The sequence below is a fragment of the Pseudolysinimonas sp. 10J20-29 genome (genome assembly GCF_055809595.1).
Map to the genome: position 1 here is coordinate 1,052,789 of NZ_CM147917.1, position 22,354 is coordinate 1,075,142.

Annotated in this window: 25 protein-coding genes and 2 tRNA genes; 16 read left to right on the plus strand and 11 right to left on the minus strand. The window is 71.0% G+C overall.

Annotated features, from left to right (window positions below; genetic code table 11):
* Positions 1-19: 19 nt before the first annotated feature.
* The 8 genes from AC0L6Y_RS05120 (at position 20) to AC0L6Y_RS05155 (ending at position 5,776) form a co-directional block, all read left to right on the plus strand.
* Positions 20-805, plus strand: a complete 786-nt coding sequence (locus AC0L6Y_RS05120) for an ATP-binding cassette domain-containing protein (RefSeq protein WP_473556941.1) — start codon at positions 20-22, stop codon at positions 803-805.
* Positions 802-1,815, plus strand: coding sequence for a lactonase family protein (locus tag AC0L6Y_RS05125; RefSeq protein ID WP_473556945.1), 1,014 nt, complete (start codon positions 802-804; stop codon positions 1,813-1,815). Before AC0L6Y_RS05120 ends, AC0L6Y_RS05125 begins: the two co-directional genes overlap by 4 nt.
* Positions 1,816-1,879: 64 nt before the next feature.
* Positions 1,880-1,955 (plus strand) — tRNA-Asn (locus AC0L6Y_RS05130).
* Between the two features lie 104 nt (positions 1,956-2,059).
* Complete coding sequence (locus tag AC0L6Y_RS05135) at positions 2,060-3,301, plus strand: sensor histidine kinase (RefSeq protein ID WP_473556950.1); 1,242 nt, start codon at positions 2,060-2,062, stop codon at positions 3,299-3,301.
* Positions 3,298-3,966, plus strand: a complete 669-nt coding sequence (locus AC0L6Y_RS05140; protein ID WP_473556956.1) for a response regulator — start codon at positions 3,298-3,300, stop codon at positions 3,964-3,966. Before AC0L6Y_RS05135 ends, AC0L6Y_RS05140 begins: the two co-directional genes overlap by 4 nt.
* Positions 3,967-4,092: 126 nt before the next feature.
* A complete protein-coding gene (locus tag AC0L6Y_RS05145) occupies positions 4,093-4,392 on the plus strand; it encodes an SHOCT domain-containing protein (protein ID WP_473556962.1) in 300 nt (99 codons plus the stop codon).
* Positions 4,393-4,460: 68 nt separating this feature from the next.
* Entirely contained in the window at positions 4,461-5,360 is a 900-nt protein-coding gene (locus AC0L6Y_RS05150; protein ID WP_473556967.1) for a sensor histidine kinase, read from the plus strand.
* Positions 5,357-5,776, plus strand: coding sequence for a response regulator (locus AC0L6Y_RS05155; protein ID WP_473556971.1), 420 nt, complete (start codon positions 5,357-5,359; stop codon positions 5,774-5,776). The genes AC0L6Y_RS05150 and AC0L6Y_RS05155 overlap by 4 nt, the downstream gene beginning before the upstream one ends.
* A 4-nt stretch (positions 5,777-5,780) precedes the next feature.
* Here the strand turns inward: AC0L6Y_RS05155 and def are convergent, their stop codons facing one another.
* Positions 5,781-6,347 (minus strand): peptide deformylase, encoded by a 567-nt coding sequence (gene def, locus AC0L6Y_RS05160; protein ID WP_473556976.1) that lies wholly within the window; start codon positions 6,345-6,347, stop codon positions 5,781-5,783.
* 40 nt (positions 6,348-6,387) lie between these two features.
* Between def and AC0L6Y_RS05165 the strand changes: the two genes are divergently transcribed.
* The 3 genes from AC0L6Y_RS05165 (at position 6,388) to AC0L6Y_RS05175 (ending at position 8,965) form a co-directional block, all read left to right on the plus strand.
* Positions 6,388-7,305 (plus strand): DMT family transporter, encoded by a 918-nt coding sequence (locus AC0L6Y_RS05165; protein WP_473556981.1) that lies wholly within the window; start codon positions 6,388-6,390, stop codon positions 7,303-7,305.
* 70 nt (positions 7,306-7,375) lie between these two features.
* Positions 7,376-8,584, plus strand: coding sequence for a glycosyltransferase (locus AC0L6Y_RS05170; RefSeq protein ID WP_473556986.1), 1,209 nt, complete (start codon positions 7,376-7,378; stop codon positions 8,582-8,584).
* Between the two features lie 307 nt (positions 8,585-8,891).
* Positions 8,892-8,965, plus strand: a tRNA-Ile gene (locus tag AC0L6Y_RS05175).
* On the opposite strand, the gene AC0L6Y_RS05180 is transcribed toward AC0L6Y_RS05175, so the two are convergent.
* Positions 8,947-9,297, minus strand: a complete 351-nt coding sequence (locus AC0L6Y_RS05180) for a PGPGW domain-containing protein (RefSeq protein WP_473556992.1) — start codon at positions 9,295-9,297, stop codon at positions 8,947-8,949. The two genes, AC0L6Y_RS05175 and AC0L6Y_RS05180, sit on opposite strands and share 19 nt — an antisense overlap.
* Positions 9,298-9,338: 41 nt before the next feature.
* Between AC0L6Y_RS05180 and rlmC the strand changes: the two genes are divergently transcribed.
* On the plus strand, positions 9,339-10,484 hold the full coding sequence (rlmC, locus tag AC0L6Y_RS05185; protein ID WP_473556998.1) for a 23S rRNA (uracil(747)-C(5))-methyltransferase RlmC: 1,146 nt from the start codon (positions 9,339-9,341) through the stop codon (positions 10,482-10,484).
* A 13-nt stretch (positions 10,485-10,497) separates the two neighbouring features.
* Here the strand turns inward: rlmC and AC0L6Y_RS05190 are convergent, their stop codons facing one another.
* Positions 10,498-11,265: a maleylpyruvate isomerase N-terminal domain-containing protein gene (locus tag AC0L6Y_RS05190; RefSeq protein WP_473557002.1), complete on the minus strand. Its 768-nt coding sequence runs from the start codon at positions 11,263-11,265 to the stop codon at positions 10,498-10,500.
* 101 nt (positions 11,266-11,366) lie between these two features.
* On the opposite strand from AC0L6Y_RS05190, the gene AC0L6Y_RS05195 reads away from it, so the two are divergent.
* The 4 genes from AC0L6Y_RS05195 to AC0L6Y_RS05210 all read left to right on the plus strand — a co-directional run bounded on the left by AC0L6Y_RS05195 (position 11,367) and on the right by AC0L6Y_RS05210 (position 15,502).
* Positions 11,367-12,206, plus strand: coding sequence for a DUF1684 domain-containing protein (locus AC0L6Y_RS05195; protein WP_473557007.1), 840 nt, complete (start codon positions 11,367-11,369; stop codon positions 12,204-12,206).
* A gap of 791 nt (positions 12,207-12,997) precedes the next feature.
* Positions 12,998-14,653 (plus strand): bifunctional 3'-5' exonuclease/DNA polymerase, encoded by a 1,656-nt coding sequence (locus tag AC0L6Y_RS05200; RefSeq protein ID WP_473557012.1) that lies wholly within the window; start codon positions 12,998-13,000, stop codon positions 14,651-14,653.
* 145 nt (positions 14,654-14,798) lie between these two features.
* The gene (locus tag AC0L6Y_RS05205) at positions 14,799-15,332 is read left to right on the plus strand and encodes a DUF3145 domain-containing protein (protein WP_473557018.1); all 534 of its coding nucleotides are present in this window, start codon (positions 14,799-14,801) and stop codon (positions 15,330-15,332) included.
* A gap of 8 nt (positions 15,333-15,340) precedes the next feature.
* Positions 15,341-15,502 carry a hypothetical protein gene (locus AC0L6Y_RS05210; RefSeq protein WP_473557022.1) on the plus strand — a complete coding sequence of 54 codons (162 nt, stop codon included), beginning with the start codon at positions 15,341-15,343 and terminating at the stop codon, positions 15,500-15,502.
* A gap of 16 nt (positions 15,503-15,518) precedes the next feature.
* Here AC0L6Y_RS05210 and AC0L6Y_RS05215 read toward each other — a convergent pair whose 3' ends face one another.
* The 8 genes from AC0L6Y_RS05215 to AC0L6Y_RS05250 all read right to left on the minus strand — a co-directional run bounded on the left by AC0L6Y_RS05215 (position 15,519) and on the right by AC0L6Y_RS05250 (position 22,312).
* Complete coding sequence (locus tag AC0L6Y_RS05215) at positions 15,519-16,265, minus strand: cytochrome c biogenesis CcdA family protein (protein WP_473557026.1); 747 nt, start codon at positions 16,263-16,265, stop codon at positions 15,519-15,521.
* Positions 16,266-16,270: 5 nt separating this feature from the next.
* Positions 16,271-16,768 (minus strand): thioredoxin family protein, encoded by a 498-nt coding sequence (locus AC0L6Y_RS05220; protein ID WP_473557031.1) that lies wholly within the window; start codon positions 16,766-16,768, stop codon positions 16,271-16,273.
* A gap of 75 nt (positions 16,769-16,843) precedes the next feature.
* On the minus strand, positions 16,844-18,085 hold the full coding sequence (locus AC0L6Y_RS05225) for a beta-ketoacyl-[acyl-carrier-protein] synthase family protein (RefSeq protein ID WP_473557034.1): 1,242 nt from the start codon (positions 18,083-18,085) through the stop codon (positions 16,844-16,846).
* A gap of 102 nt (positions 18,086-18,187) precedes the next feature.
* The gene (locus tag AC0L6Y_RS05230; RefSeq protein WP_473557037.1) at positions 18,188-18,436 is read right to left on the minus strand and encodes an acyl carrier protein; all 249 of its coding nucleotides are present in this window, start codon (positions 18,434-18,436) and stop codon (positions 18,188-18,190) included.
* 58 nt (positions 18,437-18,494) lie between these two features.
* A complete protein-coding gene (locus AC0L6Y_RS05235) occupies positions 18,495-19,499 on the minus strand; it encodes a beta-ketoacyl-ACP synthase III (RefSeq protein WP_473557043.1) in 1,005 nt (334 codons plus the stop codon).
* The gene (locus AC0L6Y_RS05240; protein ID WP_473557049.1) at positions 19,496-20,425 is read right to left on the minus strand and encodes an ACP S-malonyltransferase; all 930 of its coding nucleotides are present in this window, start codon (positions 20,423-20,425) and stop codon (positions 19,496-19,498) included. Before AC0L6Y_RS05240 ends, AC0L6Y_RS05235 begins: the two co-directional genes overlap by 4 nt.
* Before the next feature lie 88 nt (positions 20,426-20,513).
* Positions 20,514-21,629 carry a Gfo/Idh/MocA family protein gene (locus tag AC0L6Y_RS05245; RefSeq protein ID WP_473557054.1) on the minus strand — a complete coding sequence of 372 codons (1,116 nt, stop codon included), beginning with the start codon at positions 21,627-21,629 and terminating at the stop codon, positions 20,514-20,516.
* Positions 21,614-22,312, minus strand: a complete 699-nt coding sequence (locus AC0L6Y_RS05250; protein ID WP_473557059.1) for a ThuA domain-containing protein — start codon at positions 22,310-22,312, stop codon at positions 21,614-21,616. The genes AC0L6Y_RS05245 and AC0L6Y_RS05250 overlap by 16 nt, the downstream gene beginning before the upstream one ends.
* Positions 22,313-22,354 lie beyond the last annotated feature (42 nt).

Sequence of the window (22,354 nt, forward strand, 5' to 3'; positions counted from 1 at the left end):
CGTGGCGTAAGTTGTGAGCGTGAGTCACTCCGCCGTCACCGTTCGCGCTGACGACCTGACGCTCGGCTATGGCGTCCGCGAGGTCGCCGTTGACGGGGTCAATTTCGAGCTGTTCGCGGGCGAGATCCTGGGCGTCGTGGGGGAGGCGGGCTCGGGCAAGAGCACGCTCGCTCGCGCCGTCGCCGGCCAGACCCTGCTGGGCGAGATGGCACCGCCGCGGATCTTCGGGGGCGGCCTGTCGGTGCTCGGCGTTCCGCTGCGCGACGCATCTGCCCGCGTTCGCAGCCAGCTGGCGTGGCGCGTCGGCTATCTTCCCCAGGACGGCGGCTCGACGCTCGAGCCGCGGATGACGATCGGCGAGAACGTGGCGTCGCCGCTGTTCCAGCGCGACCGCCGTGCGAACCCGGACGAGGCGGGCCGCCGCGCCGCCGCGCTGATCGACTCGGTTCGGCTTCCGCTCTCGGTGATGGACAAGTTCCCGCACGAGCTCAGCCGCGGTCAGCGTCAGCGCATCGCGCTCGCGCGCGCCCTCGTCGTGGCGCCCGAGATCCTCGTCGCCGACGACCCCACGATGGGCGTCGATGTTCTGATGCGCGGCCGGATCCTCGACGTCATCAAGGAGATGCAGCAGGAGCACGGCTTCTCGGCGATCGTCGTCGGCCACGATCTGCGCGAGCTGCGCACCATTACCGACCGGATCGCGGTCATGCACGCGGGGCACTTCGTCGGCTACGGCAAGGTCGATGAGGTGCTGCGCGACCCGCTCCACCCGTACGTGCGCACTCTGGCGGCGCTGCAGCGATGACGGAGTTCCTCCTCGGCGGCTACGGCGCCGCGATGGGCGGCAGCGCCCGCGGCATCGGCCGTGGGCGAAGCCACGCCGACGGGCGCTTCGAGTACCTTGGCCTCGTCGCCGAGGTGGAATCGCCGTCCTGGGTGACGGTCACTCCGCGCCGCGTGTTCGCCGCGCTGGAGGCCGACTCGGCCGTTGCCGCGTGGGAGCGGGCGGACGACGGCTCCCTTCGCGAACTCGCGGTGCGCGACAGCGGCGTGGCCGCGTCGCCGTGCCATCTCGCGGTTGCGGCACGCCCGTCCGGCGGTGACGCGCTCGTCGCGGTGCGCTACGGCGATGGCGTCGTGGCGGTGCACGGCGCGGGTGCGAGCGAGGGTGACGGTCTTGGGCCCGCCGAGCAGGAGCTCGACGCGAGCGGCAGCGGCCCGTGGCCGGCGCAGGCGTCGCCGCACGCCCACCACGTGCTCGTTCTCGACGACGGACGCATCGTGACCGCCGACCTCGGCGCGGATCGCGTGCACCTGCACCGCTGGCGCGGCGCACGGCTGGAGAGAATCGCATTGATCGCGCTGCCCGCGGGGACCGGGCCGCGCGACGTGCTGCCGCTGCCCGGCGGCAGCTTGGCCGTGCTGGGCGAGTGGGGCCTGACGGTGAGCCTGCTTCGACCCGCGGGGGACACGTTCGAGTTCGCGGGCTCGGCTCCGCTTCCCGGGGAGCCGGGGCGCAGCCAGGCCGCGGCCCTGGCGCTCTCGGCCGACGGCCGCTTCGTGATTGCGGGCGTGCGCGGCGCGAACCGGATTGCGGTCACCCGCTGGGACGGCGCGGAGCTCACCGCCGTCGGCGATGTCGACTGCGGGGGCGACTGGCCCCGCCATCTGGTCCGCGACAGGGAATTCGTGCACGTGGCCAACCAGCGCTCCGACTCGGTGACGAGCTTCGCGCTCGATTCCGAGGGCGCGCTGACGCCCCTCGGCGAGCCGGTTCTCGCGCCCTCGCCGACGTGTCTTGCGGTGCTTTCGTGACGGGGGCCCAGGCGGACAGAATGGCCTCGCAGGTTTGCTAAGCTAGACCGGCTGTTCGCAGTAATCCTCGGTAGCTCAATTGGCAGAGCAATCGGCTGTTAACCGATAGGTTCTTGGTTCGAGTCCAAGCCGGGGAGCCATACAGGAATCGGGTCCCGATTCCCCGCGCTCTACTCCCTCGGGAGTAGTTGCCGCGCGCCCTCGGGTCTACACGCGCCCGGGCGTGCGCCCGTAGCATCGGGGGATGCCCGCCTCTTCGACGTCATCCGAGGCTGCTTCGGCGATGCTTCCGCCGTGGATGCACCTGCCGCGGTGGGCGACGCTGTGGCTGCCGGTGGGCATCACGTTCATCGCGCAGGTGCCGATCGCGGTGATCCGCCTGCGCGCCTCGCTGGTTCCGGGGAGCGTCGGCAGCAGCCTGTTCGACGCGCGCCCCCGCGAGGCGATCATCTCGTTCCTGCTCGCCGTTCTGGCGCCGGTCGTTCTCGCCGCGGCGCGGCGATACCCCGGACCCGTCATTGCGATCATCTCCGCGGCGGCCTCGGCCGACCTGCTGTTCGGTCACGACTCGAGTCCGCCGTACGTGGCGCTCGCGTTCGCCGTGGTGGGCGCGATCGTGCGCGGCGCTCGCGTCTGGGCCTGGGTGTCGATCTCGATCGCCTGGGTCGTGACCCTCGCGATCGCGCTGCTGCCGCCGTTCGGCGCCTGGGCACCCGGACGGGTCGCCGTCACGACGCTCGGGATCCTGCTCCTGGTGGGGATCGGCGAGGGGCTGCGCAGCCGAATGGAGCGGACACGCGAGTTCGTGCGCGAACAGCGCGAGCGCCAGCGCAGCGAGGTGCAGGCCGAGCGGGTGCGCATCGCGCGGGAGCTGCACGATGTGCTCGCGCACTCGCTCAGCCAGATCAACGTGCAGGCGGGCGTCGGGCTCCACCTGATGGAGCGGCAGCCGGAGAAGGCCGAGGATGCCCTGGCGAGCATCAAGGAGACCAGCAAGACCGCGCTCGACGAGGTGCGCGCCGTCCTCGGAGTGCTGCGCGCCGAGCGCGGAGCCGACCCGAGCGCGCCGCTCGTGCCCGAACCCGATCTCTCTCGGCTCGACGGGCTGATCGCCTCGGTCACCGCCACCGGGCTGCGCGTCGTGCTCGACGACCGGGTCGCCCACGGCAGCGTGCCGAAGCCCGTGCAGCTGGCGGTGTACCGCGTCGTGCAGGAGTCGCTGACCAACGCGCAGCGGCACGCGCTCGGCGCCCGGACGGTGACCGTGACGCTCGTGCGCGTGGGCTCCCGTCTCCACCTCGATGTCATCGATGACGGGACAGCCGCGCCCGGGCCGGCCAGCGAATCCGGCGGGCGCGGGCTGCTCGGCATGCGCGAACGCGCCGAACTGCTCGGCGGTCACCTGACGGCGGGCCCCGCCCCGGAGGGCGGCTTCCGCGTCGCGGCCGAGTTCCCCCTGCCCGAGCCCACCCCGGAGAAGCCATGACGATCCGCGTCGCCCTCGCCGACGACCAGCACCTGATCCGCGCCGGCTTCCGGAGCCTGCTCGAGGCCGAGCCGGACCTCGAGGTGGTGGGCGAGGCGGCAACCGGCCGGGAGGCCGTCGCCCTGGTGCGCCGGGAGCGCCCCGATGTGGTGCTGATGGACATCCGCATGCCCGACGGCGACGGACTGTGGGCGACCGAGCAGATCGTCGCCGATCCGTCCCTCGGAGGCACCCGAGTGGTCGTCGTCACGACCTTCGAACTCGACGAGTACGTCGCGCAGGCGATTCGCGCGGGCGCCAGCGGATTCCTGGTGAAAGACACCGAGCCCGTCGAGCTGCTGCGCGCCGTTCACGTCGTCGCCGCGGGGGAGGCGCTGCTGAGCCCCCGCGTCACGAAGCGCCTGCTCGAGCAAGTCGCGGGCGGACTGACCTCGCCCCCGGATGCGAGCCGGCTCGCGGTGCTCACCGAGCGCGAGCGCGAGGTGCTGGCGCTGGTCGGGCAGGGACTCACCAACGATGAGATCGGGCGGGCGCTGTTCCTGAGCCCGCTCACGGCGAAGACGCACGTGTCGCGCATCATGTCGAAGCTCCTCGCGCGCGACCGGGTCCAACTGGTCGTGATCGCCTACGAGACGGGCCTCGTCACACCCGGCCGCGCGGAGTAGTCGGCACGCCAGGACTGCGCCCGGTGGAGTAAGCGGAACGGTCCCGTCAGCAGATTCGCCCGAGCGGCGAGACGGCGAGAGTGGGGTCATCAGGTTCCGCAGGAACCCCGAACGCAAGGAGCACTCGTGCTGAATTCTCTCGCCATCGCCGCATCGGTCGCCCACGTCGGCAGTCACGCCGCGTTCTGGTTGGCGCCGCTGTTCTTCCTCCTCTGGCTCGCGCCGATCGTGGTGCTGATCGTCGTGCTCGCCCGTTCACGTCGCCGCTTCGCCGGGGCCGCCTGGCACGCGGCCGCGCACGAGGGCGCTCGCGGCGCCGAGAAGACGCTCGCCGAGCGGTTCGCCAACGGCGACATCGACGAGGTCGAATACCGCGCGCGGCTCGAGGTGCTGCGAGCCAACCGCTCGACGCCGCCGAGCGAATAACGCCCCGCGCGTCCCCGCGCCGCCGGTAGTCTCTCCTTCGGGCCCGAACGCCCGAAGGAGAGACCCGCGTGAACGACTGGATTCAGGACAACTCGTTCGTTGTCATCGTCGGCCTGGCGGTGGCGGCGGGCGTCTTTCTCGTCGCGGCGCTCGTGCTGGCGGTGCTCTGGCGTCGCGCTCGTCGCGGGACAAGTCGCGATGGCAGCGACCGCGTCACCCTCGAGCGCGAGCGGCTCGACCTCGAACTCGAGCTCGCCGAGCAGGGGTCGCGCCTCACCATCGTGCGCGAGCTGCATGAGCTGATCGTGCACTCCGTCTCGGTGGTCATCAGCCAGGCCGACGGGGCTCGCTACGCCGCCGCGGCCGACCCGCAGGTCGCGGCGCGCACCGCGGCGACGATCGCCGACACCGCCCGCACCACCCTCGGCGACCTGCGTCGCGTGATGGATGTGGTGCGCGCGGGCGAAGCGCAGGCCGGACCGCAGCCGAGCCTCTCCTCGGTGCGGGAGCTGTTCAAGGTGATGCGCGACGCGGGGCTCGTGATCGAGTTCGTCGAGACGGGGACGCGGCTCGACCTGAAGCAGGGCACCGAGCTGGCGATCTACCGCATCCTGCAGGAGGCGCTCGCGAACTCGCTCGGGCATGGCGGCGAGGGCACCCAGGTGCGGGTGAGCTTCAAGTGGACCGACCACGGCCTCGAGGTGCTCGTCGATGACGACGGCATCCGCGCGCACGCGCGCCGCGACGGCCTCGACCCGAACGTCGAAGCGCAGCAGCGCGCCTACTCCCAAGACGACGACCTGGCCGCCCTCACACAGCGTCCGACCGGCCGCGGCATCTCCGACATGCGCCAGCGCGCGGAGCTGTTCGGCGGCGTCTTCAACGCGTTCGAGGTGCCGGGAGTCGGCTTCTCCGTCTCGGCGATCTTCCCGGGCATCCACCGCGAACCGCGCGCGGAGAGCCGGTGAGCCCTCGGCGCGCGCCGGCCCCGCCCATCCGGGTGCTCATCGTCGACGACTCCAGCCGGCAGCGGGAGGGCTGGGCGCTGCTGCTCGGCTCGCAGCCCGAGTTCGAGGTCGTCGGCCAGGCGAGCGACGGGGCGGGGGCGCTCGCGTTCGCCCGCCGCAACCCGGTCGACGTGGTGCTGATGGATCTGCACATGCGACGCGTCGGAGGTGCGGTCGCCGCCGAGCGCATCCGCACCGACGAGCGGGTCGCCGAGCAGGGCACCCCGCCGCGCGTCATCCTGTTCGCGACGGTCGACCTGGACGAGCAGCTGCCGGCCGCCGCCGAGGCGGGCGCCTACGCGGTGCTGTACAAGGACGTCGAGCCCGAGGCGCTCTTTGACGCGATCCGATCGGCGGCCGCCTACCGCCCGAGCTGAACGGTCAGGCGTCGAGGTCGTTGACGCCGGGCATCCACGACTTGCCGGGGGAGCCCCAGCTCTGCTTCTTGATCGCCTTGACCACCGCACGGTTGTGCGGGTAGCTGAGCCGATCGGCGTAGAGCACGCCGTCGAGGTGGTCGTACTCGTGCTGGAAGATGCGCGCGAGCCAGCCCTCGGCCTCGATCTCGAAGGGCGCCCCGGAGGCGTCCTGAGCGCGCAGCAGCGCGCGGCCGGAACGGCGCAGCGGGAACCGCTCGCCGGGGATCGACAGGCAGCCCTCCGACTCCTCGTCCTCGTCGGGTTCGCCCGGCTCGGGGGGTGAGATCCAGAGCTCCGGGTTGACCGCGGTGCCCTCGTGGTGCACGCCGTCCTCGTCGTCCCAGCGGTAGACGAAGACCCGCAGCGGCACACCCACCTGCGGGGCGGCGAGACCGACGCCGGGGGCGGCATCCATGGTGTCGACCATGTCGCGCACCAGCTCGGCGAGCTTCGGCCCGAAATCGGTCACCGCGGCGGCGGTGGTGTGGAGTACGGGATCTCCCGTGATGACGATAGGGAGAACGGCCATGGGTCAAGGATATCGGGGCGGATGCCGCTAGATTCGATTGGTGCCCCCCGTCCTGAGCGATTTCGATGCCTCGAGCTTCGTCGGCTCGCTCGCCCCCGTCGGCATCGTGATCGCCCTGATCGGCGCGGTGTTCCTCTCGCTGGGGGCGCAGTTCCAGCATCGCGGCGTGGAACAGGTCGAGGAGTCGCACGGATCCGGGGCGAAAGCCGGCCTCAGTCCGGGGCAGCTGTTCCGCCTTCTGGCGCGGCCGTGGTGGGCGCTCGGAACCCTGATGCTCGGCCTGGCGATCGTGTTCCAGCTGACCAGCCTCACCTTCGCGCCGCTCATCGTGGTGCAGCCGCTCGGCGTGGTCGCGCTCGTGCTGACCTCGATCCTCAACGCTCGGCTCTCGGGCCACCGGCTCGAGCATCGCGCGCGCAACGCGATCTTCATGTGCGTCGGCGGGATCGGCGTCTTCGTCGCGATCGCCGCCGTCTACGCCAAAGAGCACGTGCTCGGGGATGCGCAGCTCATCATCGTGCTCTCGGCCCTCGCCGCGATCCTCGTCGCGCTCGGCCTCGCCTTCGTCCGCTGGCGCACCAGCGCCGGGGCGATCTTCTACATCCTCGCCGCGGGCGTGCTCTACGGCTTCGTCGCCACCCTCGCCAAGGCGGTCATCAACCGGCTCGGCAACGGCAACTTCGAGTGGCTCACCGTGCTGTGCATCGTCTCGCTGCTGGCCGCCGCGGCGCTCGGCGGCTACTTCGTGCAGACGGCGTACTCGGTGGGCGCGCCCGACCTCGTGATCGCGGGGCTCACGGTCGTCGACCCGCTCGTCGCGGTCGTGATCGGGATCACCGTGTTCGGTGAGGCATCCGAGGTTCCGCTCTGGGTGATCCTGACCTGGCTCGTCGTCGGGACGGTCGCCGTGATCGGCGTGTTCCAGCTCGCGCGCCACCACCCGCAGACTCACCGCTAGTCGCGTCGGCGTTCCCCCTGCACTGGGGTACCTTGAAGGGTGCCCGACACCCGAGCGAAGGAATCCCCGCGTGCCTGACGCCTCCCCGGCCGCCGCGAGCGCGCCGCTGAGAATTCTGCTGGGCTGCGACACGTTCGCGCCCGACGTCAACGGATCGGCGAGCTTTGCGCGCCAACTCGCCGTCGGCATGGCCGACCGCGGACACCAGGTCGAGATCATGGCCCCCGCGCCGAAGGGCGTGCGCGCCGGCACCTACCGCGAGATGCATGGCGGCACCGAGTTCACGGTCTACCGCATCTACAGCTGGCGCTGGATCTTCCACCCGTGGCTGCGTTTCGCGCTGCCGTGGCGCGCCGTCGCCAACTCGAAGCGCGTGCTCGCGCTGTCGAAGCCCGACGTCGTGCACTTCCAGTCGCACTTCGTGCTCGGGCGCGGGCTGTCGATCGTCGCCGAGCAGCAGGGTGTCCGCCTCGTCGGCACGAACCACACCATGCCCGAGAACATCGCGCAGCACGTGCAGATCATGACGAAGTCGATGCTGAAGGCGCTCATCCGCGCCCAGTGGCGCGCCGCTGCGCGCGTCTTCGAGCGCTGCGATGCGGTGACGAGCCCGACGCGACGCTCCGCCGACTACCTGGAGGAGAACACCGGGCTGCGCGACACCTACGCGATCTCCAACGGTCTGCGCCTGGATGCCTACACGCCCGACTTCTCGGCTCGCGAGCGCAACCGGATCGTCTTCCTCGGCCGTGCCGACGAGGAGAAGCACATCGAGGATCTGATCCGCGCCGTCGCGAAGCTCGACCCGGCGCTCGACGTCGCGGTCGACATCCTCGGCGACGGGGATCAGCGGCAGAAGCTCATCGCGCTGGTGGAGGAGCTGGGGCTGCAGGATCGCATCCGGGTGCCCGGTCGAGTGAGCTACGACGAACTGCGCTCGACGTTGAATCGCGCCTCCGTGTTCGCGATGCCGTTGATCGCCGAGCTGCAGAGCATCACGACGATGGAGGCGATGGCGTCGGGTCTGCCCATCGTCGCCGCCGACGCGATGGCGCTGCCGCACCTGGTCACCCACGGCGTGAACGGCTACCTGTACCCGCCGCGCGATGTGGACGCCCTCGCCGCGCGCCTCACCGACGTGCTGAGCGCGCCGGAGGCCGAGCGCGAGCGCATGGGCCGCGCCTCGCTTCAGGCCGTGCAGGCGCACGACCTCGACCGCACCATCGACGCCTTCGAGGCGATCTACCGCGGCGTCCCCGTCACCCAGCCGGTCGAGTAGCCGCCCCGCTGGTCGAGTAGCGGCGAAGCCGCGTATCGAGACCAGCGCCGCGCAAGATGAGCCGGTCGAGTAGCCGCGCAGCCGCCCTTGCCGGTCGAGTAGCCGCGCAGCGGCGTATCGAGACCAGCGCCGCGCAAGATGAGCCAGTCGAGTAGCGGCGCAGCGGCGTATCGAGACCCGCCCCGCGCAACCTGTGCCGGTCGAGTAGCCGCGCAGCGGCGTATCGAGACCAGCAGCCCGACCGCGGCGCATCGAGACCCACCCTGCGACCCCCACCCCCGCCCTCCCGATACACTCAAACCCGCACGGGGCGGTAGCTCAGCTGGTTAGAGCAGCGGACTCATAATCCGTCGGTCACGGGTTCAAGTCCCGTCCGCCCTACTCTCGCGCTTCGTCTCGACGCGTCGTGCGCGCGCATCCTTCGCGGCATCGATCGCCTTCTTGGCGGTCGTGTTGACCTTCTTGCTGAGCTTCCGCGCGCCGGTGAACTCGGTCGCGAGCACGCCGAGTCCGCCGATCGCGATGAGGGTGCCCGGGCCCGGCAGCGGCATGAGCACGAACCCGACGACGATCGTCGTGCCGCCGACGACCCCGACGCCCGCACGGTAGAGCCGGTTCGCGGTGGGGTTGAGCCGGATGCGTTCCCGGCGGCTGAGCGGCACGTCGTCCGCGGCGGCCGGTTCGGCACGCGACTCCGACGATCCTGCAGACATGCTCGAAGTTTAAAACCCGTGCCTGTCGATACCCTGATCTGATGCAGTGCTCCTACTTCGACGCGGGTGTGTGCCGCTCGTGCGAGTTCATGGGGCAGCCCTACGAAGCCCAGCTCGCGGGCAAGGTGTCCACGGCGCGCGCGGTGCTGGGGGAGACCTCCGGTGCCGACGTCGCCGAGTGGCTCCCGCCCGCGGCCAGCGTGGAGGACGGCTTCCGCAACAAGGCGAAGCTCGTCGTCGGCGGCACCGTCGACGCGCCCACGCTCGGCATTCTCGACGAGCGTCAGCGCGGGGTCGACCTGCGCGAGTGCGGCATCCACGCGCCGGGTCTGCGCGCCGCGGTCCCGGCGATCGCCGAGTTCATCGGCCAGGCCCGGCTCACCCCCTACGACGTGCCCGCGCGCACCGGCGAGCTCAAGCACGCCCTGCTCACCGAGGCGCCGAGCGGCGCGCTCATGCTGCGCTTCGTGCTGCGCTCGACCGAGTCGGTGTCGCGCATCCGCAAGCACCTGCCGAGCCTGCGCGCCGCGCTGCCGCAACTCGAGGTGGTCAGCGTCAACCTGCAGCCCGAGCACAAGGCGGTGCTGGAGGGCCCCGAGGAGCAGTTGCTCACCGAGGCCGACAGCATCGGGATGCGCGTGGGCGGCCTCGACCTGCATCTGCGGCCGGGCGGCTTCTTCCAGACGAACACGGCGATCGCCGAGGGCATGTACGCACAGGCGCGCGAGTGGGTCGACGAGGCGGCGCCGTCGAGCGTGTGGGATCTGTACTGCGGCGTCGGCGGGTTCGCCCTGCACGCCGCCGCACCCGGCCGGGCGGTGCTCGGGGTCGAGACGAGCGAGCAGGCGGTGCTGAGCGCTCGTCGCACGGCCGTCGAGGCGGGGCTCGCAGACGTCGAGTTCGCAGCGCTGGATGCGACCGCGTTCGCGGAGACCGCCGCCGAGCATCCGGAACTCGTCATCGTCAACCCGCCCCGGCGCGGACTCGGCGACCGGCTCACGACCTGGCTGGTCGCCTCCACGGTGCAGACGATCGTCTACTCGAGCTGCAACGTGCACTCGCTGGAGCGCGACCTGCGCGCGCTGCCCGGCTTCGTGGCGCGGCGCGTGCGCGTGTTCGACATGTTCCCCCAGACCGCGCACAGCGAGGTCATGGTGCTGCTGGAGCGCCGCGGCGCCGAACTGTAGGGCTGCCGTCGCGCTACGGGTGCACCGGCGCGGCCGTGTAGGCCGCGGCGACGTCGGGGTCGCCGCTGAGGCTCAGCGCGGGGGTGTCCGCCAGCGTGACGCGATCCCAGGCGAACGCGGCGAGCCATCCCGCGGGCCCGGCGACCGTCGTGGTGCCGGGGCGGATCGAGGAGGCGCCATCGTTCTGGGCCACCTGCCAGTCCTCGAGAATCGTCCACCGCACGCCCGCATCGGTCGCGTGCAATGCGAACGGGGCCGGCAGCCGGTCGAGGTTCGGACGCGAGCGGTCGAGGAACACCCCAAGGTGCTCCGCGATGCCGTCGGCGAACACCGCCGCGCTCGCCTCCGCGGGCGGGGTGTAGCCGGCGCCGTCGGCGGTGCGCAGGTCGCCCAGGTGCATCGTCGTCTCGTGCAGCATGCGCCGGCGCCAGAAGCCGGCGGTCCCGGGCTTGCCGTAGAGCGTCCAGCACGGGCGTGCCGGGTCGGTCGATGTCAGGGCATCGAGCAGCAGGCTTCGGGATTCGCGAAACCACGACTCGAGCTCCGCGGGGTCGGGGGTCTGGTGGGCGCCGCGTTCGGCGCACTCGCCGCTTCGCACCGTCGCTGCCACCCAGCGGTAGATGCCGCCGAGGTGGTCGACCATGCGGGCGACGTCCTCCCACATCGGGTTCGCGACGGATGCGTCGGGAGCCAATCGGCCGGTGTCGCGGGCGAAGGCATCCGAGAGGTCCGCGATCGCGGTCAGCGGATCGCCGACGGCGTCGAACAGGGAATCGGTCACTCAATGACGCTAGCAGTGCGACCCGCGCCGACTCATGCCGACTCGGGGGAATGCGCCCGTGTCGGCGTGCGTTGCATACCCCGACCCGACAGGATGGAACCATGACCGAGCAGAGCACCGCGACCGCCCCCACCACCGCCGAAGACGCCTTCGCGCTCTACCACTCGCGGCGCGAGCAGGCGGTCGTGCAGCCGCTCGGCAGTCTCGCGCTCGTCAACTCGCAGGTGGTCGACTCCGAGCAGCCGATCTGGGGTGTTCCCGGGCGCTGGGCGCCGCTGGAGGCGGGGGAGTCGGGACTCAAGGTCATCGCGGCCGCGGCCGACGGCATCCGCGTGAACGGCGAACTCGTCGACGGCGAAGCGATCGTGCGCGGCAAGGACCACGAGACCCCGGGCGATGTCGTGTTCAGCGACACGGTGCGCGGTGCGGTCATCGCGCAGGCGACCGGCGGCTACGCGCTGCGGGTGTGGGATGCCAACTCGGAGGGCATCCAGAACTTCGGCGGCATCGACGTTTTCGACTACAACCCCGACTGGGTGATCACGGCGCGCTGGGAGGAGAACCCCTCCGGCACGACGGTTGGCTTCGAGCACCTGAAGGACGACGGTGTGACGCGCGAGCAGGTCGTTCCCGGCCGGATCATGTTCGAGCGCGACGGGCATGAGTTCGATCTGGCCGCGTTCAAGGCCGGTCGCGCCCTGCAGCTTGTCTTCGCCGATGCGACCAACGGCGAGTCCACGTACAGCGTCGGCCGGTTCCTGTTCCTGGCGCCGAACGCCGACGGCACGATCACCCTCGACTTCAACCGCGCGGTGATTCCCCCCTGCGCCTTCAGCTACGCCTTCAACTGCCCGATGCCGCCGAAGCAGAACCGCTTCCCGTTCGCCATCGAGGCGGGCGAGAAGAACGTGCTCGGCAAGGACGGCCAGCCGCTGCACTGAGCCGCGGGCGGTGTGCCCGGAGGGCGCCGGCCATTGCGTGCCGGCCCCGCCGCCTGCCGGATCCGCGGTTCCCCTTCAGAAATGCAGGAGATCTGAGGGATACCGGGGTCGTCTCCCCTGTGATTCCGGCATCCGCGCTTCGTTGCTCCTGCATTTCGTCGACGGCCAGTCGAGGGCGGAGCCCGGAGGGGACGCGGGCTGAGCAGCGCGACGCGCGTGGCCGAGGCGAAGCGTGAGCGCGGGCCTGCCCAGCCGCCGCGATTTACCGAATGCAGGAGATCTGAGGGATGCCGGGGTCGCCTGTGCCGTCCTTTCGGCACGCGCCTTTCGTCGCTCCTGCATTTCGTCGAGAGCTAGCTGACGGCGGAGCCGGGCTGGGCAGCGCGACGCGCTTGGCCGAGGTGAAGCGTGAGCGCGGGCCTGCCCAGCCGCCGCGATTCACCAAATGCAGGAGATCTGACGGATGCCGGGGTCGCCTGTGCCGTCCTTTCGGCACGCGCCTTTCGTCGCTCCTGCATTTCGTCGAGAGCTAGCTGACGGCGGAGCCGGGCTGGGCAGCGCGACGCGCTTGGCCGAGGTGAAGCGTGAGCGCGGGCCTGCCCAGCCGCCGCGATTCACCAAATGCAGGAGATCTGACGGATGCCGGGGTCACCCAGCCCGTGATTCCGGCATCCGCGTTGCGTTTCTCCTGCATTTCGTCAAAGACAGGCCGGCGGAGGTGCCGGGCAGGGGAGCGGGACCCGCGCGGCAAGGTACCCGCACGGCGTCGGCGGCAGGCGCGAAGATGGGGTGTGCACATCGCGTTGAGCTCGGCGGGCGAGAACGTCGTCGCGGTCGAACTCGACGACGACCTCGCCGAGGTCGCCCGGCACGAGCTGGCCCGCGACAAGTTCGCGACGTGGGTCGCCGAGCGCGAGGCGCAGCATCCGCGCTGGGTGTGGGGCGACTCGTCGCGCTGGCATGCCGAGCTGCTGGCTGAGGGAGTCCGCGTGGAGCGGGCGCACGACCTGCGGCTGTGCCGGCGCATCCTGCGCGGCTCGACCCACACGCGCGGCACGGCGCTGGCCCGCGCGCCGCGCGACGACTGGGACGCGCCCGCGACCGAGCGAGCCGCCGTCCGCCGTGATGGGCTGTTCGACCTCGAACCGGCGCCAGCCCCCGATCCGGACCCCGTCGAGGAGCTGCGACGCCAGCGCGCCGCCGTGGCGGAGTCCGAGGCACCCGGCCGACTGACCCTGCTGCTCGCCGCCGAGAGCGTGGGCGCCCTGATCGCCGCCGAGATGCGCTTCGCGGGGCTGCCGTGGAACGCCGAGCGCCACGACGAGCTCCTGACCGAGGCGCTCGGACCCCGCCCCGCCCCGGGCGAGCGCCCCGCGCTGATGACCGCCAAGCTCGCCGAGATGCGCGCCGCGCTCGGCGTCGACGACGTCAACCCCGAGTCGCAGCCGAGCCTGCTGCGTGCGCTGCAGAGCGCGGGACTCCGCGTGCAGAGCACCAGCAAGTGGGAGCTGCGCGGCCTCGAGCATCCGGCGATCGCTCCGCTGCTGGAGTACAAGTCGCTGCAGCGCCTGTTCACGGCCAACGGCTGGAACTGGCTGGACGAGTGGGTGCACGACGGGCGGTTCCGCCCCGTGTACGTGCCCGCCGGCGTCGTCACCGGTCGCTGGGCGAGCGACGGCGGCGGGGCGCTGCAGCTGCCGAAGTCGGTGCGTGCGGCGGTGGTCGCCGATCCGGGTTGGACCTTCGTCGTGGCGGACGCCGCCCAGCTCGAGCCGCGCGTGCTGGCGGCGATGTCCGGCGACCTGGCGATGGCGCGCGCGGGCCAGGCCCACGACATGTACGAGGGCATGGTCACCTCGGGCGCGGTCGAGTCGCGTGAGCAGGCCAAGTACGGCATGCTCGGCGCGATCTACGGCGGCACGACGGGGGAGAGCGGCCGGATGCGCCCCCGCATCGCGCGCGCCTTCCCGCGCGCGATGGAGTTCGTCGAGGCCGCCGCCCGCGCGGGCGAACGCGGCGAGTCGGTGACGACCTGGCTCGGCCGAAGCTCCCCGGCGGGCAGCACCGCCAGCTACGACGAAACGCGCACGGATGCGGAACAGCGCCGCGCCCGCACCGACTCCGCCGCGTGGGGTCGCTTCACCCGCAACTTCGTGGTCCAGGGGACGGCCGCCGAGTGGGCGCTGTGCTGGATGGGGGCGCTGCGTCGGCGGCTGTGGACGATCGGCGGGGGCGACTCCTCGCCGGCGCCGGTGACCGAGCGGCCGCATCTGGTGTTCTTCCTGCACGACGAGGTGATCGTGCACACCCCGCAGGCGCATGCCGCCGCGGTCGAGGCTGCCCTGCGGGACTCGGCCGTCGAGGCGGGGCGCCTCCTGTTCGGCGACGGCCCGGTGGAGTTCGCGCTGAGCGTGGTGACGACGGAGAGCTACGCCGAGGCGAAGTAGCCGGAGCGAGAGCGCGGCGCGGGAGCAAAACCGCCGATCAGCAATCACATGCTTGTGATTCCTGAGCATTGTGCGCGATAATCGAGCAACAACTGAATCCGATTGCAGATCGATGGGGAAGTCGCATCTGAGGATCGGAGGAGTTGTGACTGTTGTAGCCGGTGATGACACCGTTATTCGTCGCGCCTTCACGCGCGGCGTCGTCTACGTGCACTCGGCACCGCGTGCGCTGTGCCCCCACGTCGAGTGGGCAGCCGGTCGTGCTCTGGGTCGTGCCGTCAACTTCGACTGGCGTCCTCAGCCGGTGCTCAAGGGCGCCCAGCGCACCGAGTACTACTGGGAGGGCCCGGCAGGCACGGGGGCCGAACTCGCCTCCGCACTGCGCGGCTGGGAGCACCTCCGCTATGAGGTGACCGAGGACCCGTCCGCTGGCTCCGACGGCGGACGCTGGATGCACACCCCCGAGCTCGGCATCTACTTCGCCCAGACCGACTCCGCCGGCAACACGGTCATCCCCGAGGACCGCGTGCGCTTCGCCATGGAGTCGGCGGGATCGGATGCCTTCGAACTCCACCGCGAACTCCGACTCGCGCTGGGCCAGGCCTGGGATGACGAACTAGAAGTGTTCCGCCACGCGAGCGATGAGGCGCCCGTGGTGTGGCTGCACAAGGTGGGTTAGGAGCGATCATGCGAATTCTGCACCGGGAATGGGATGACGTCCTGGAGGGCGTCGCACCGCCGCTGCTCGACCTCGCGGAGCTGGAACGACTCGTCACCGCCGACGAGCTGTACCAGCTGGAGGACGACTGCACCGAGCACGACGGGTGCCGTCCGATCCGCCTCCGCTAGCGCGCCGGTCGGCGGTCTAGCCGATCAGCAGCCGTTCGAGGTTCTCGATCGGCGCGTACCAGCCCTGTTCGAGCACGAAGGTCTGGGCGAGCTTGTCGAGGCCGAGGATCACGGCGACGCCGACCAGCACCATGATGATGCCGACGATGCGCCGGAACCAGCCGTCGGGGCGGTTGAGCAGTCCGAGCTTGCGCGCGAACGACTGCCCGAGCAGGGCGACCAGCAGGAGCGTGATCGCCAGGCCCAGCGCGTAGGCGATGATCGCGGCGAGACCCTCGCCGAATGAGGCCGGCAGCACCGCGGCGATGATGAGCGCGTAGGTGGGGCTGCAGCTGCTGAACGTGGGCCCGAGCGCCGCGCCGAGCAGCAGATCGCCGGCAGGCCCGCCGACGCGCGAAGAGCGGTCGAGCGCGGCACCGGAGCGCGCCTGCAGGCCGGTGACGAGCATGAGGCGCTCCCACAGGTGCGGGAACACCAGCGTGATGCCGAACAGGACGACGATCCCACCGGCCACGATCTGCCAGACGATCTGCGGTACTCCGAGGAGCGCCGTGGTGGCCTTCAGCAGCAGCGTGAACGCGATGACCGAGACGGCGAGACCGGTCGCGATCAGCACGGGGCGTCGCCACGCCGGGGGGCTCTGCGCGCCCGCGTCGGTGCGGGCGATCGAGCCGCCGACGATCACCGGAAGGAGGGGGAGGACGCACGGCGCCGCGACGGTCAGCACGCCCGCCACGAAGGCGATGAGAAGCAGGGTCAGCACGGTGCTCAGAGCATCGCGTCGACGACGGCGGCGAGCGTCGGCTCGTCGTAGACGACGAAGGACTGCAGGCTCGTGCCGTCGTTGTCGACCTCGACCATCGTGGTCTGCACCGTCACGCCGTACTTCTCACGGAGATCCTGGTTGCTGTCGTAGTCGACCTTGATGATCGTCACGCCGCTCGGCACGCCCTGGGCGAGGATGTCGCTCTCGAGGCTGCGGCACTGCGGGCACCAGGAGGCGTGGAAGAACAGCAGGATGCGGCCGTCGGCGTTCGCGATCGCCGTGTCGCTGTACTCGACGTAGCTTCCGGCCGCGACCGCATCGTCAGCACCCGACTCCGAGTCGGTCGAACCGGCGTCCATCGCGGGCGCCGACGACGTCGTCTCGGGCGTCGTGTCGAGCGCGGACTCGCCGGTCGATGCCTGAATCGCGATCACCGCGATCACCGCGATGGCGATGATGCCAGCGAGGATTCCGATGATGGCTCCGGCGCGCAGTTTCATTCGCTCAGTCTGGCAGGGTGCGAAAAGGGGGCGCCGGACTCGTCCGACGCCCCCAGGCAATTCTCAGACTGCGGGTCAGCCCTCGTAGCTGCGGATCGCGATGACCGAGTTGTGGCCGCCGAAGCCGAAGCTGTTGCTGATCGCGAGCTGCGGCTCGTCGCCGAGCTTCTGCACGCCCGCGCTCACCAGCAGCGGGATCTCCGGGTCCTGGTCGACCAGGGTCGCGGTCGGCGGCGCCTGGCGCTCCTGCACCGCGAGGATCGTGAAGATCGCCTCGAGGGCGCCGGTTCCGCCGAGCAGGTGGCCGTGCGCCGCCTTCGTCGCCGAGACGGGGATGCCCTTCACTCGCTCGCCGAAGATGGCGAACAGCGCCTTGTACTCGGCGATGTCGCCGACCGGCGTGCTCGTGGCGTGCGCGTTGATGTGCGTGACCTGGTCGGCGGTCGCGCCGGCCTGCTCGAGGGCGGCGCGCACCGCGCGGGCCGCTCCGCGACCCTCGGGGTCGGGAGCGGTGATGTGGTACGAGTCGCTCGTGACGCCGCCACCGGCGATCTCGGCGTAGATCTTCGCGCCGCGCGCCTTCGCGTGCTCTTCAGTCTCCATCACGATGCTGGCGGCGCCCTCGCCCATGACGAAGCCGTCGCGGCTGACGTCGTAGGGGCGCGAGGCCGTCTCGGGGGAGTCGTTGCGCTTCGACAGCGCCTGCATCGAGGCGAAGGCCGCGAGCGGCAGCGGGTGGATGCACGCTTCGGTGCCGCCGGCGATGATCACGTCGGCGAGCCCGGCCTGCAGGTGGTCGTAGGCGTTGGCGATCGCCTCGGTGCTCGAGGCGCACGCCGACACGTCGGTGCGGGCGAACGCACGCGCATCCAGGGCCATGCTGACGGCGGCGGAGGCCGCGTTCGGCATGAGCATGGGGACCGTCATCGGCAGGACGCGGCGCGGGCCCTTCTCGCGCAGGGTGTCCCACGCGTCGAGGAGCGTCCAGAGTCCGCCGATTCCGGTCGAGTATTCGACACCGAGTCGCTCCGGGGCGAGGTCGGTGATGCCCGCGTCGGCCCAGGCCTCACGGGCGGAGATGAGGGCGAACTGCGCCGAGGGGTCGAGACGCTTGATCTCCTGGCGCTCCAGCACCTCTTCGGGGCGAACGCGAGCCTGTGCGGCAAAGGTGACGGGCAGCTCGTGCTCGGCCACCCAGTCCTGGGTGAGCGAGCGAACCCCGGTCTCGCCGGCGAGCAGCGCGTTCCAGCTGTCGCGCGCGGTGCCGCCGAGCGGCGACGTCGCGCCGATTCCGGTGACAACGATCTTCTTGGTCATTCCAACTCCCGTAGATCCTCGGGCATGCCGAGGCCGGACGACTACGCCGGATGGCGTCCGTCGTTGACGCGCGCGCCGACGTTGCGGCGCGCGCGTCGAAACTCAGCCCTGGGCCGAAACGATGAAGTTGACGGCGTCGCCGACGGTCTTCAGGTTCTTGACCTCTTCGTCGGGGATCTTGACGTCGAACTTCTCTTCGGCGTTGACGACGATGGTCATCATCGAGATCGAGTCGATGTCGAGGTCGTCCGTGAACGACTTGTCCAACTCGACGGTGTCGGTGGCGATTCCGGTCTCGTCGTTGATGAGCTCGGCCAGGCCCGCGAGGACCTCTTCGGTGGACAGTGCCATGTCGTTTCTCTCCTTGTGTGGTGCGTGTTAGTCGGGTGTAGGGGTGACCGTGTCGATCCTAGGGCAGGCGCACGACCTGGGCGCCGTAGACGAGCCCGGCGCCGAACCCGATCTGAAGGGCGAGGCCGCCGCTCAGCTCGGGGTGCTCTTCCAGCAGGCGGTGCGTGGCGAGCGGGATCGACGCGGCCGAGGTGTTGCCGGTCGTCTCGATATCGCGGCCGATCATCACGTGCTCGGGCAGCTTCAGCTGCTTGGCGAGCTCGTCGATGATGCGCATGTTGGCCTGGTGCGGGACGAACGCGGCGAGATCGTCGGCGGTGATGCCCGCGGCCTCGAGCGCCTGCTTGGCGACCTTGGCCATCTCCCAGACGGCCCAGCGGAACACCGTCTGGCCGTCTTGGCGCATGGTGGGCCACGGCTTCTCGCCGTCGAGGTACTCCTCGAAGGTCGCGTTCATGCCGACCGCGTCCCACTTCGAGCCGTCGGAACCCCAGACGCTCGCCGCGATGCCCGGCTCATCGGCCGGACCGACGACGACGGCGCCGGCGCCGTCGCCGAGCAGGAACGAGATCGAGCGGTCCTCCGGGTGCACGTACTGGGACAGCTTCTCCGCGCCGACGACGAGCACGTACTCGGCAGCGCCGCTGCGGATGAGCGCGTCGGCCTGGGCGATGCCGTAGGTGTATCCGGCGCACGCGGCGCTGATGTCGTAGGCCGGGGCCGGCGTCACGCCGAGGCGGTCGGCGAGCAGAGTCGCCATCGACGGGGTGACGGCGACGTTGCTGATCGTCGAGACCAGCACGGCGCCGATCTTCTCGCGCGGAACTCCGGCCTTCTCCAGTGCCTCGTTCGCTGCGGTCTCGGCGAGGTCGACCGCGTCAAGGCCCTTGCTGGCGCGCTTGCGCGTCACGATTCCGGTGCGCTGGCGAATCCACTCGTCGCTGGAGTCGATCGGTCCGATCAGGTCCTCGTTCGGAACGACGAGATCGCCGCGGGCCGCGCCCACGCTCAGAATCCGCGTGTACTGGGCTCCGCTGGACTGCGTCAGGGTGGGGGTGGTCATGCTGCTCCGTCGATGAGGGCCTGCGCGGCCGCGAGGTCGTCGGGCGTCTTGACCGCGACGGTGGGAAGGCCTTTCAGCCCACGCTTGGCGAGACCGACGAGCGCGCCCGCGGGGGCGAGTTCGACGATTCCGGTGACTCCGGCGGCCGCGAACGCCTCCATCGTCAGGTCCCAGCGCACGGGGCTGGCGACCTGTCCGACGATGAGGTCGAGGTAGGCGGCGCCGCTGCTGACGGTGCTGCCGTCGCGGTTGGTCCAGATGGTGGTGGCCGGGTCGCTGACGGCGACGCCGGTCGCGGCCTCGCGCAGCGTCTCGACGGCCGGGGCCATGAAGCGGGTGTGGAAGGCGCCGGCGACCTGCAGCGGGATGACACGCGCGCCCGGCGGCGGGGTCTCCTTGAGTCGCTCGAGCGCCGGAAGCTCGCCCGCGACGACGATCTGGCCGCCGCCGTTGAAGTTGGCCGGTTCGAGGCCCAGGGCTGCGAGCATGCCGAGCAGCTCACCCTCGTCGGCGCCGATCACGGCGCTCATGCCGGTCTTGACCTCGGCGGCGGCGGAGGCCATGGCGCGACCGCGCAGGGCGACCAGGCGCATCGCGTCGGCTTCGCTCAGGATGCCCGCACCGGCTGCGGCGGCGAGTTCGCCGACCGAGTGGCCGGCGATGCCGGCGAGGCGACCCGCGCGCGCGGAGTCGTCGCCGAGAACGGCGCGCAGCGACAGCAGCGAGGCTGCGACGATGAGCGGCTGGGCCACCGCGGTGTCGCGGATCGTGTCGGCGTCCGAGGTGGTCCCGTGGGCGGCTAGATCGACCCCCGAGGCCTCGGCGAGTTCGCCCAGGTGCGCGGCGATCGCGGGCTCCGCGAGCCAGGGTTCCAGGAATCCGGGGGTTTGCGAGCCCTGACCGGGCGCAACGATGACGACACTCACGCCCTCCAGTCTGTCAGCCGTCGCCCGGCGGTGCGAAACAGGTGCCACGAAGTATCGGCGGAAAGACTGGAGAGAACCTACAGGTGGCCTAGCGGACGGGCGGCGCGGCCGAGAGCTGCTCGAGGGGGACCGGGCGGGGACGCGTTGCTCCCGGGGAGATGTCGAGTCGGCGGCCGGTGCGGGCCGATTCGAGTGTCGCCTCCGTCACCTCGAGCGCATGGAAAGCGAGGGTCGAGTCGGCGCGCGGCACTGCCCCGGCCGGGGTGCGCGCGAAGTCGAGCAGACCGATCCCGCGACCGCCCGCCTTGAACCCCGCCACGATCGGCAGCGGCTGCCAGCCAGCATCGCCGGGGCGTCGAAGTGAGCTGAGTCCGTCGAACATGTTGGGATCGGGCACCGCGAGCGTTCCCGCGGTGCCGTGCACCTCGATCGGAGCCGCGTGCGTCGCGGTCGCGTCGAAGCTGGTGATCAGCGTCGACAGCGCGCCGCTGGCGTGCTCGAGCACCGCCGTCACGTGGGTGTCGATCGAGACGGGGATGGTCTCGCCCGCGCGCGGCCCCGAGGCGATGGTGCGGGAGTCCCGCGACCGGGAGCTCGCGCCGAACACCGACACCACCGGTCCGAGCAGGTGCACCAGCGCGTGGAGGTAGTAGGGCCCCATGTCCAGCAGGGGGCCACCGCCGTCGACGTAGTAGAAGTCGGGGTTCGGGTGCCACGCCTCGTGTCCGGGGCTGACGAAGGTGGCCGTGGCCGCGACCGGCGTGCCGATGAGTCCCGAGTCGATCGCATGCCGAGCGGACTGGATTCCGGAGCCGAGCACGGTGTCGGGTGCGCAGCCGAGCCAGACGCCGGCCGCCTGTGCCGCGGCCATGAGCGGGCGGGCCTGCGCCGTCGTGAGCGCGAGAGGCTTCTCGCCGTAGCTGTGCTTGCCATTGTCGATGGCGCGCTGCGCCACCTCCGCGTGCGCGCCGGGCACCGTGAGGTTGAGGATCAGGTCGATGTCGGGCGCCGCGAACAGATCATCGACCGTCCGCGCGACGATCCCGCGCTCGGCGGCGACCATCTTCGCGCGCTCATCGTCGCGGTCGGCGACGGCGACCAGCTGCACCTCGGAGGAGATCCGCGCGACCGTGTCGAAGTACTGGCCCGAGATCGCGCCGACACCGACCATGCCGACGCGCAGCGGCGTCAGCGACTCGCCCACAGGAGTCCGCGCTCGACGAGCGTGCGCACCGATGGATCGTCGAGCACTTCGAGCCGGTGGCCGGCGGTGCAGACGAACACGCGTCCGCGTCCCCACTCGCGCGTCCAGACGACCGGAACCGTGAACGGGCGATGCCAGGCGTCGAATTCGCGATGCACGATCTCCGTCGTCGCGAGCACGTCGTTGTATGCGTCCGAGAGCACCCAGTACTGCTCGGTGTCGAGGTCGAAGTCGTCGAGCCCGGCGACGATCGGATGCTCGCGGCGGTCCGGGCGGATGCTGACGCGGTGCCGCACATAGTTGTCGGACTGCTCGCCGGTGCGCTCGGCGGGCGGCCTCGCGGCGTGATGCGCGAACTGCCCGCCGACGAGCTGGAGGTACTCGGCGCTGGCCCGGTAGGAGTCGGCGATCCCGCCGTGCCAGCCGGCGAAGCCGCATCCGCTCTCGACGGCGGCGACGAGCCCGGCAACCTCGTCGGGTTCGATCGTCGTCATCGTGACCACCTGCACGATGAGATCGAGCGAGGACATCGTCTCGCGGTCGGCGTAGATGCTCGGACCGTCGTGCGTCTGCACCTCGAAGCCCTGCGCCGTCAGGAACGGGATCACCGAGTCGGTCGTCTCGATCGGCTGGTGGCCGTCCCAGCCGCCGCGCACCACGAGCGCCCTCTTCGTCGAAGTCATGCCGAGAAAGCTACTGACGGGCGGTGGTCCCTGCAACCGGCG

Bases quoted from the DNA above. Each gene is read 5' to 3' on its own strand.
- def (WP_473556976.1), bottom strand. From the start codon at position 6,347: ATGGCCGTTCTCCCTATCGTCATCACGGGAGATCCCGTACTCCACACC.
- AC0L6Y_RS05235 (WP_473557043.1), bottom strand. From the start codon at position 19,499: ATGACCACCCCCACCCTGACGCAGTCCAGCGGAGCCCAGTACACGCGG.
- AC0L6Y_RS05250 (WP_473557059.1), bottom strand. From the start codon at position 22,312: ATGACTTCGACGAAGAGGGCGCTCGTGGTGCGCGGCGGCTGGGACGGC.
- AC0L6Y_RS05230 (WP_473557037.1), bottom strand. From the start codon at position 18,436: ATGGCACTGTCCACCGAAGAGGTCCTCGCGGGCCTGGCCGAGCTCATC.
- AC0L6Y_RS05125 (WP_473556945.1), top strand. From the start codon at position 802: ATGACGGAGTTCCTCCTCGGCGGCTACGGCGCCGCGATGGGCGGCAGC.
- AC0L6Y_RS05180 (WP_473556992.1), bottom strand. From the start codon at position 9,297: ATGTCTGCAGGATCGTCGGAGTCGCGTGCCGAACCGGCCGCCGCGGAC.
- AC0L6Y_RS05135 (WP_473556950.1), top strand. From the start codon at position 2,060: ATGCCCGCCTCTTCGACGTCATCCGAGGCTGCTTCGGCGATGCTTCCG.
- AC0L6Y_RS05140 (WP_473556956.1), top strand. From the start codon at position 3,298: ATGACGATCCGCGTCGCCCTCGCCGACGACCAGCACCTGATCCGCGCC.
- AC0L6Y_RS05195 (WP_473557007.1), top strand. From the start codon at position 11,367: ATGACCGAGCAGAGCACCGCGACCGCCCCCACCACCGCCGAAGACGCC.
- AC0L6Y_RS05220 (WP_473557031.1), bottom strand. From the start codon at position 16,768: ATGAAACTGCGCGCCGGAGCCATCATCGGAATCCTCGCTGGCATCATC.
- AC0L6Y_RS05225 (WP_473557034.1), bottom strand. From the start codon at position 18,085: ATGACCAAGAAGATCGTTGTCACCGGAATCGGCGCGACGTCGCCGCTC.
- AC0L6Y_RS05210 (WP_473557022.1), top strand. From the start codon at position 15,341: ATGCGAATTCTGCACCGGGAATGGGATGACGTCCTGGAGGGCGTCGCA.
- rlmC (WP_473556998.1), top strand. From the start codon at position 9,339: ATGCAGTGCTCCTACTTCGACGCGGGTGTGTGCCGCTCGTGCGAGTTC.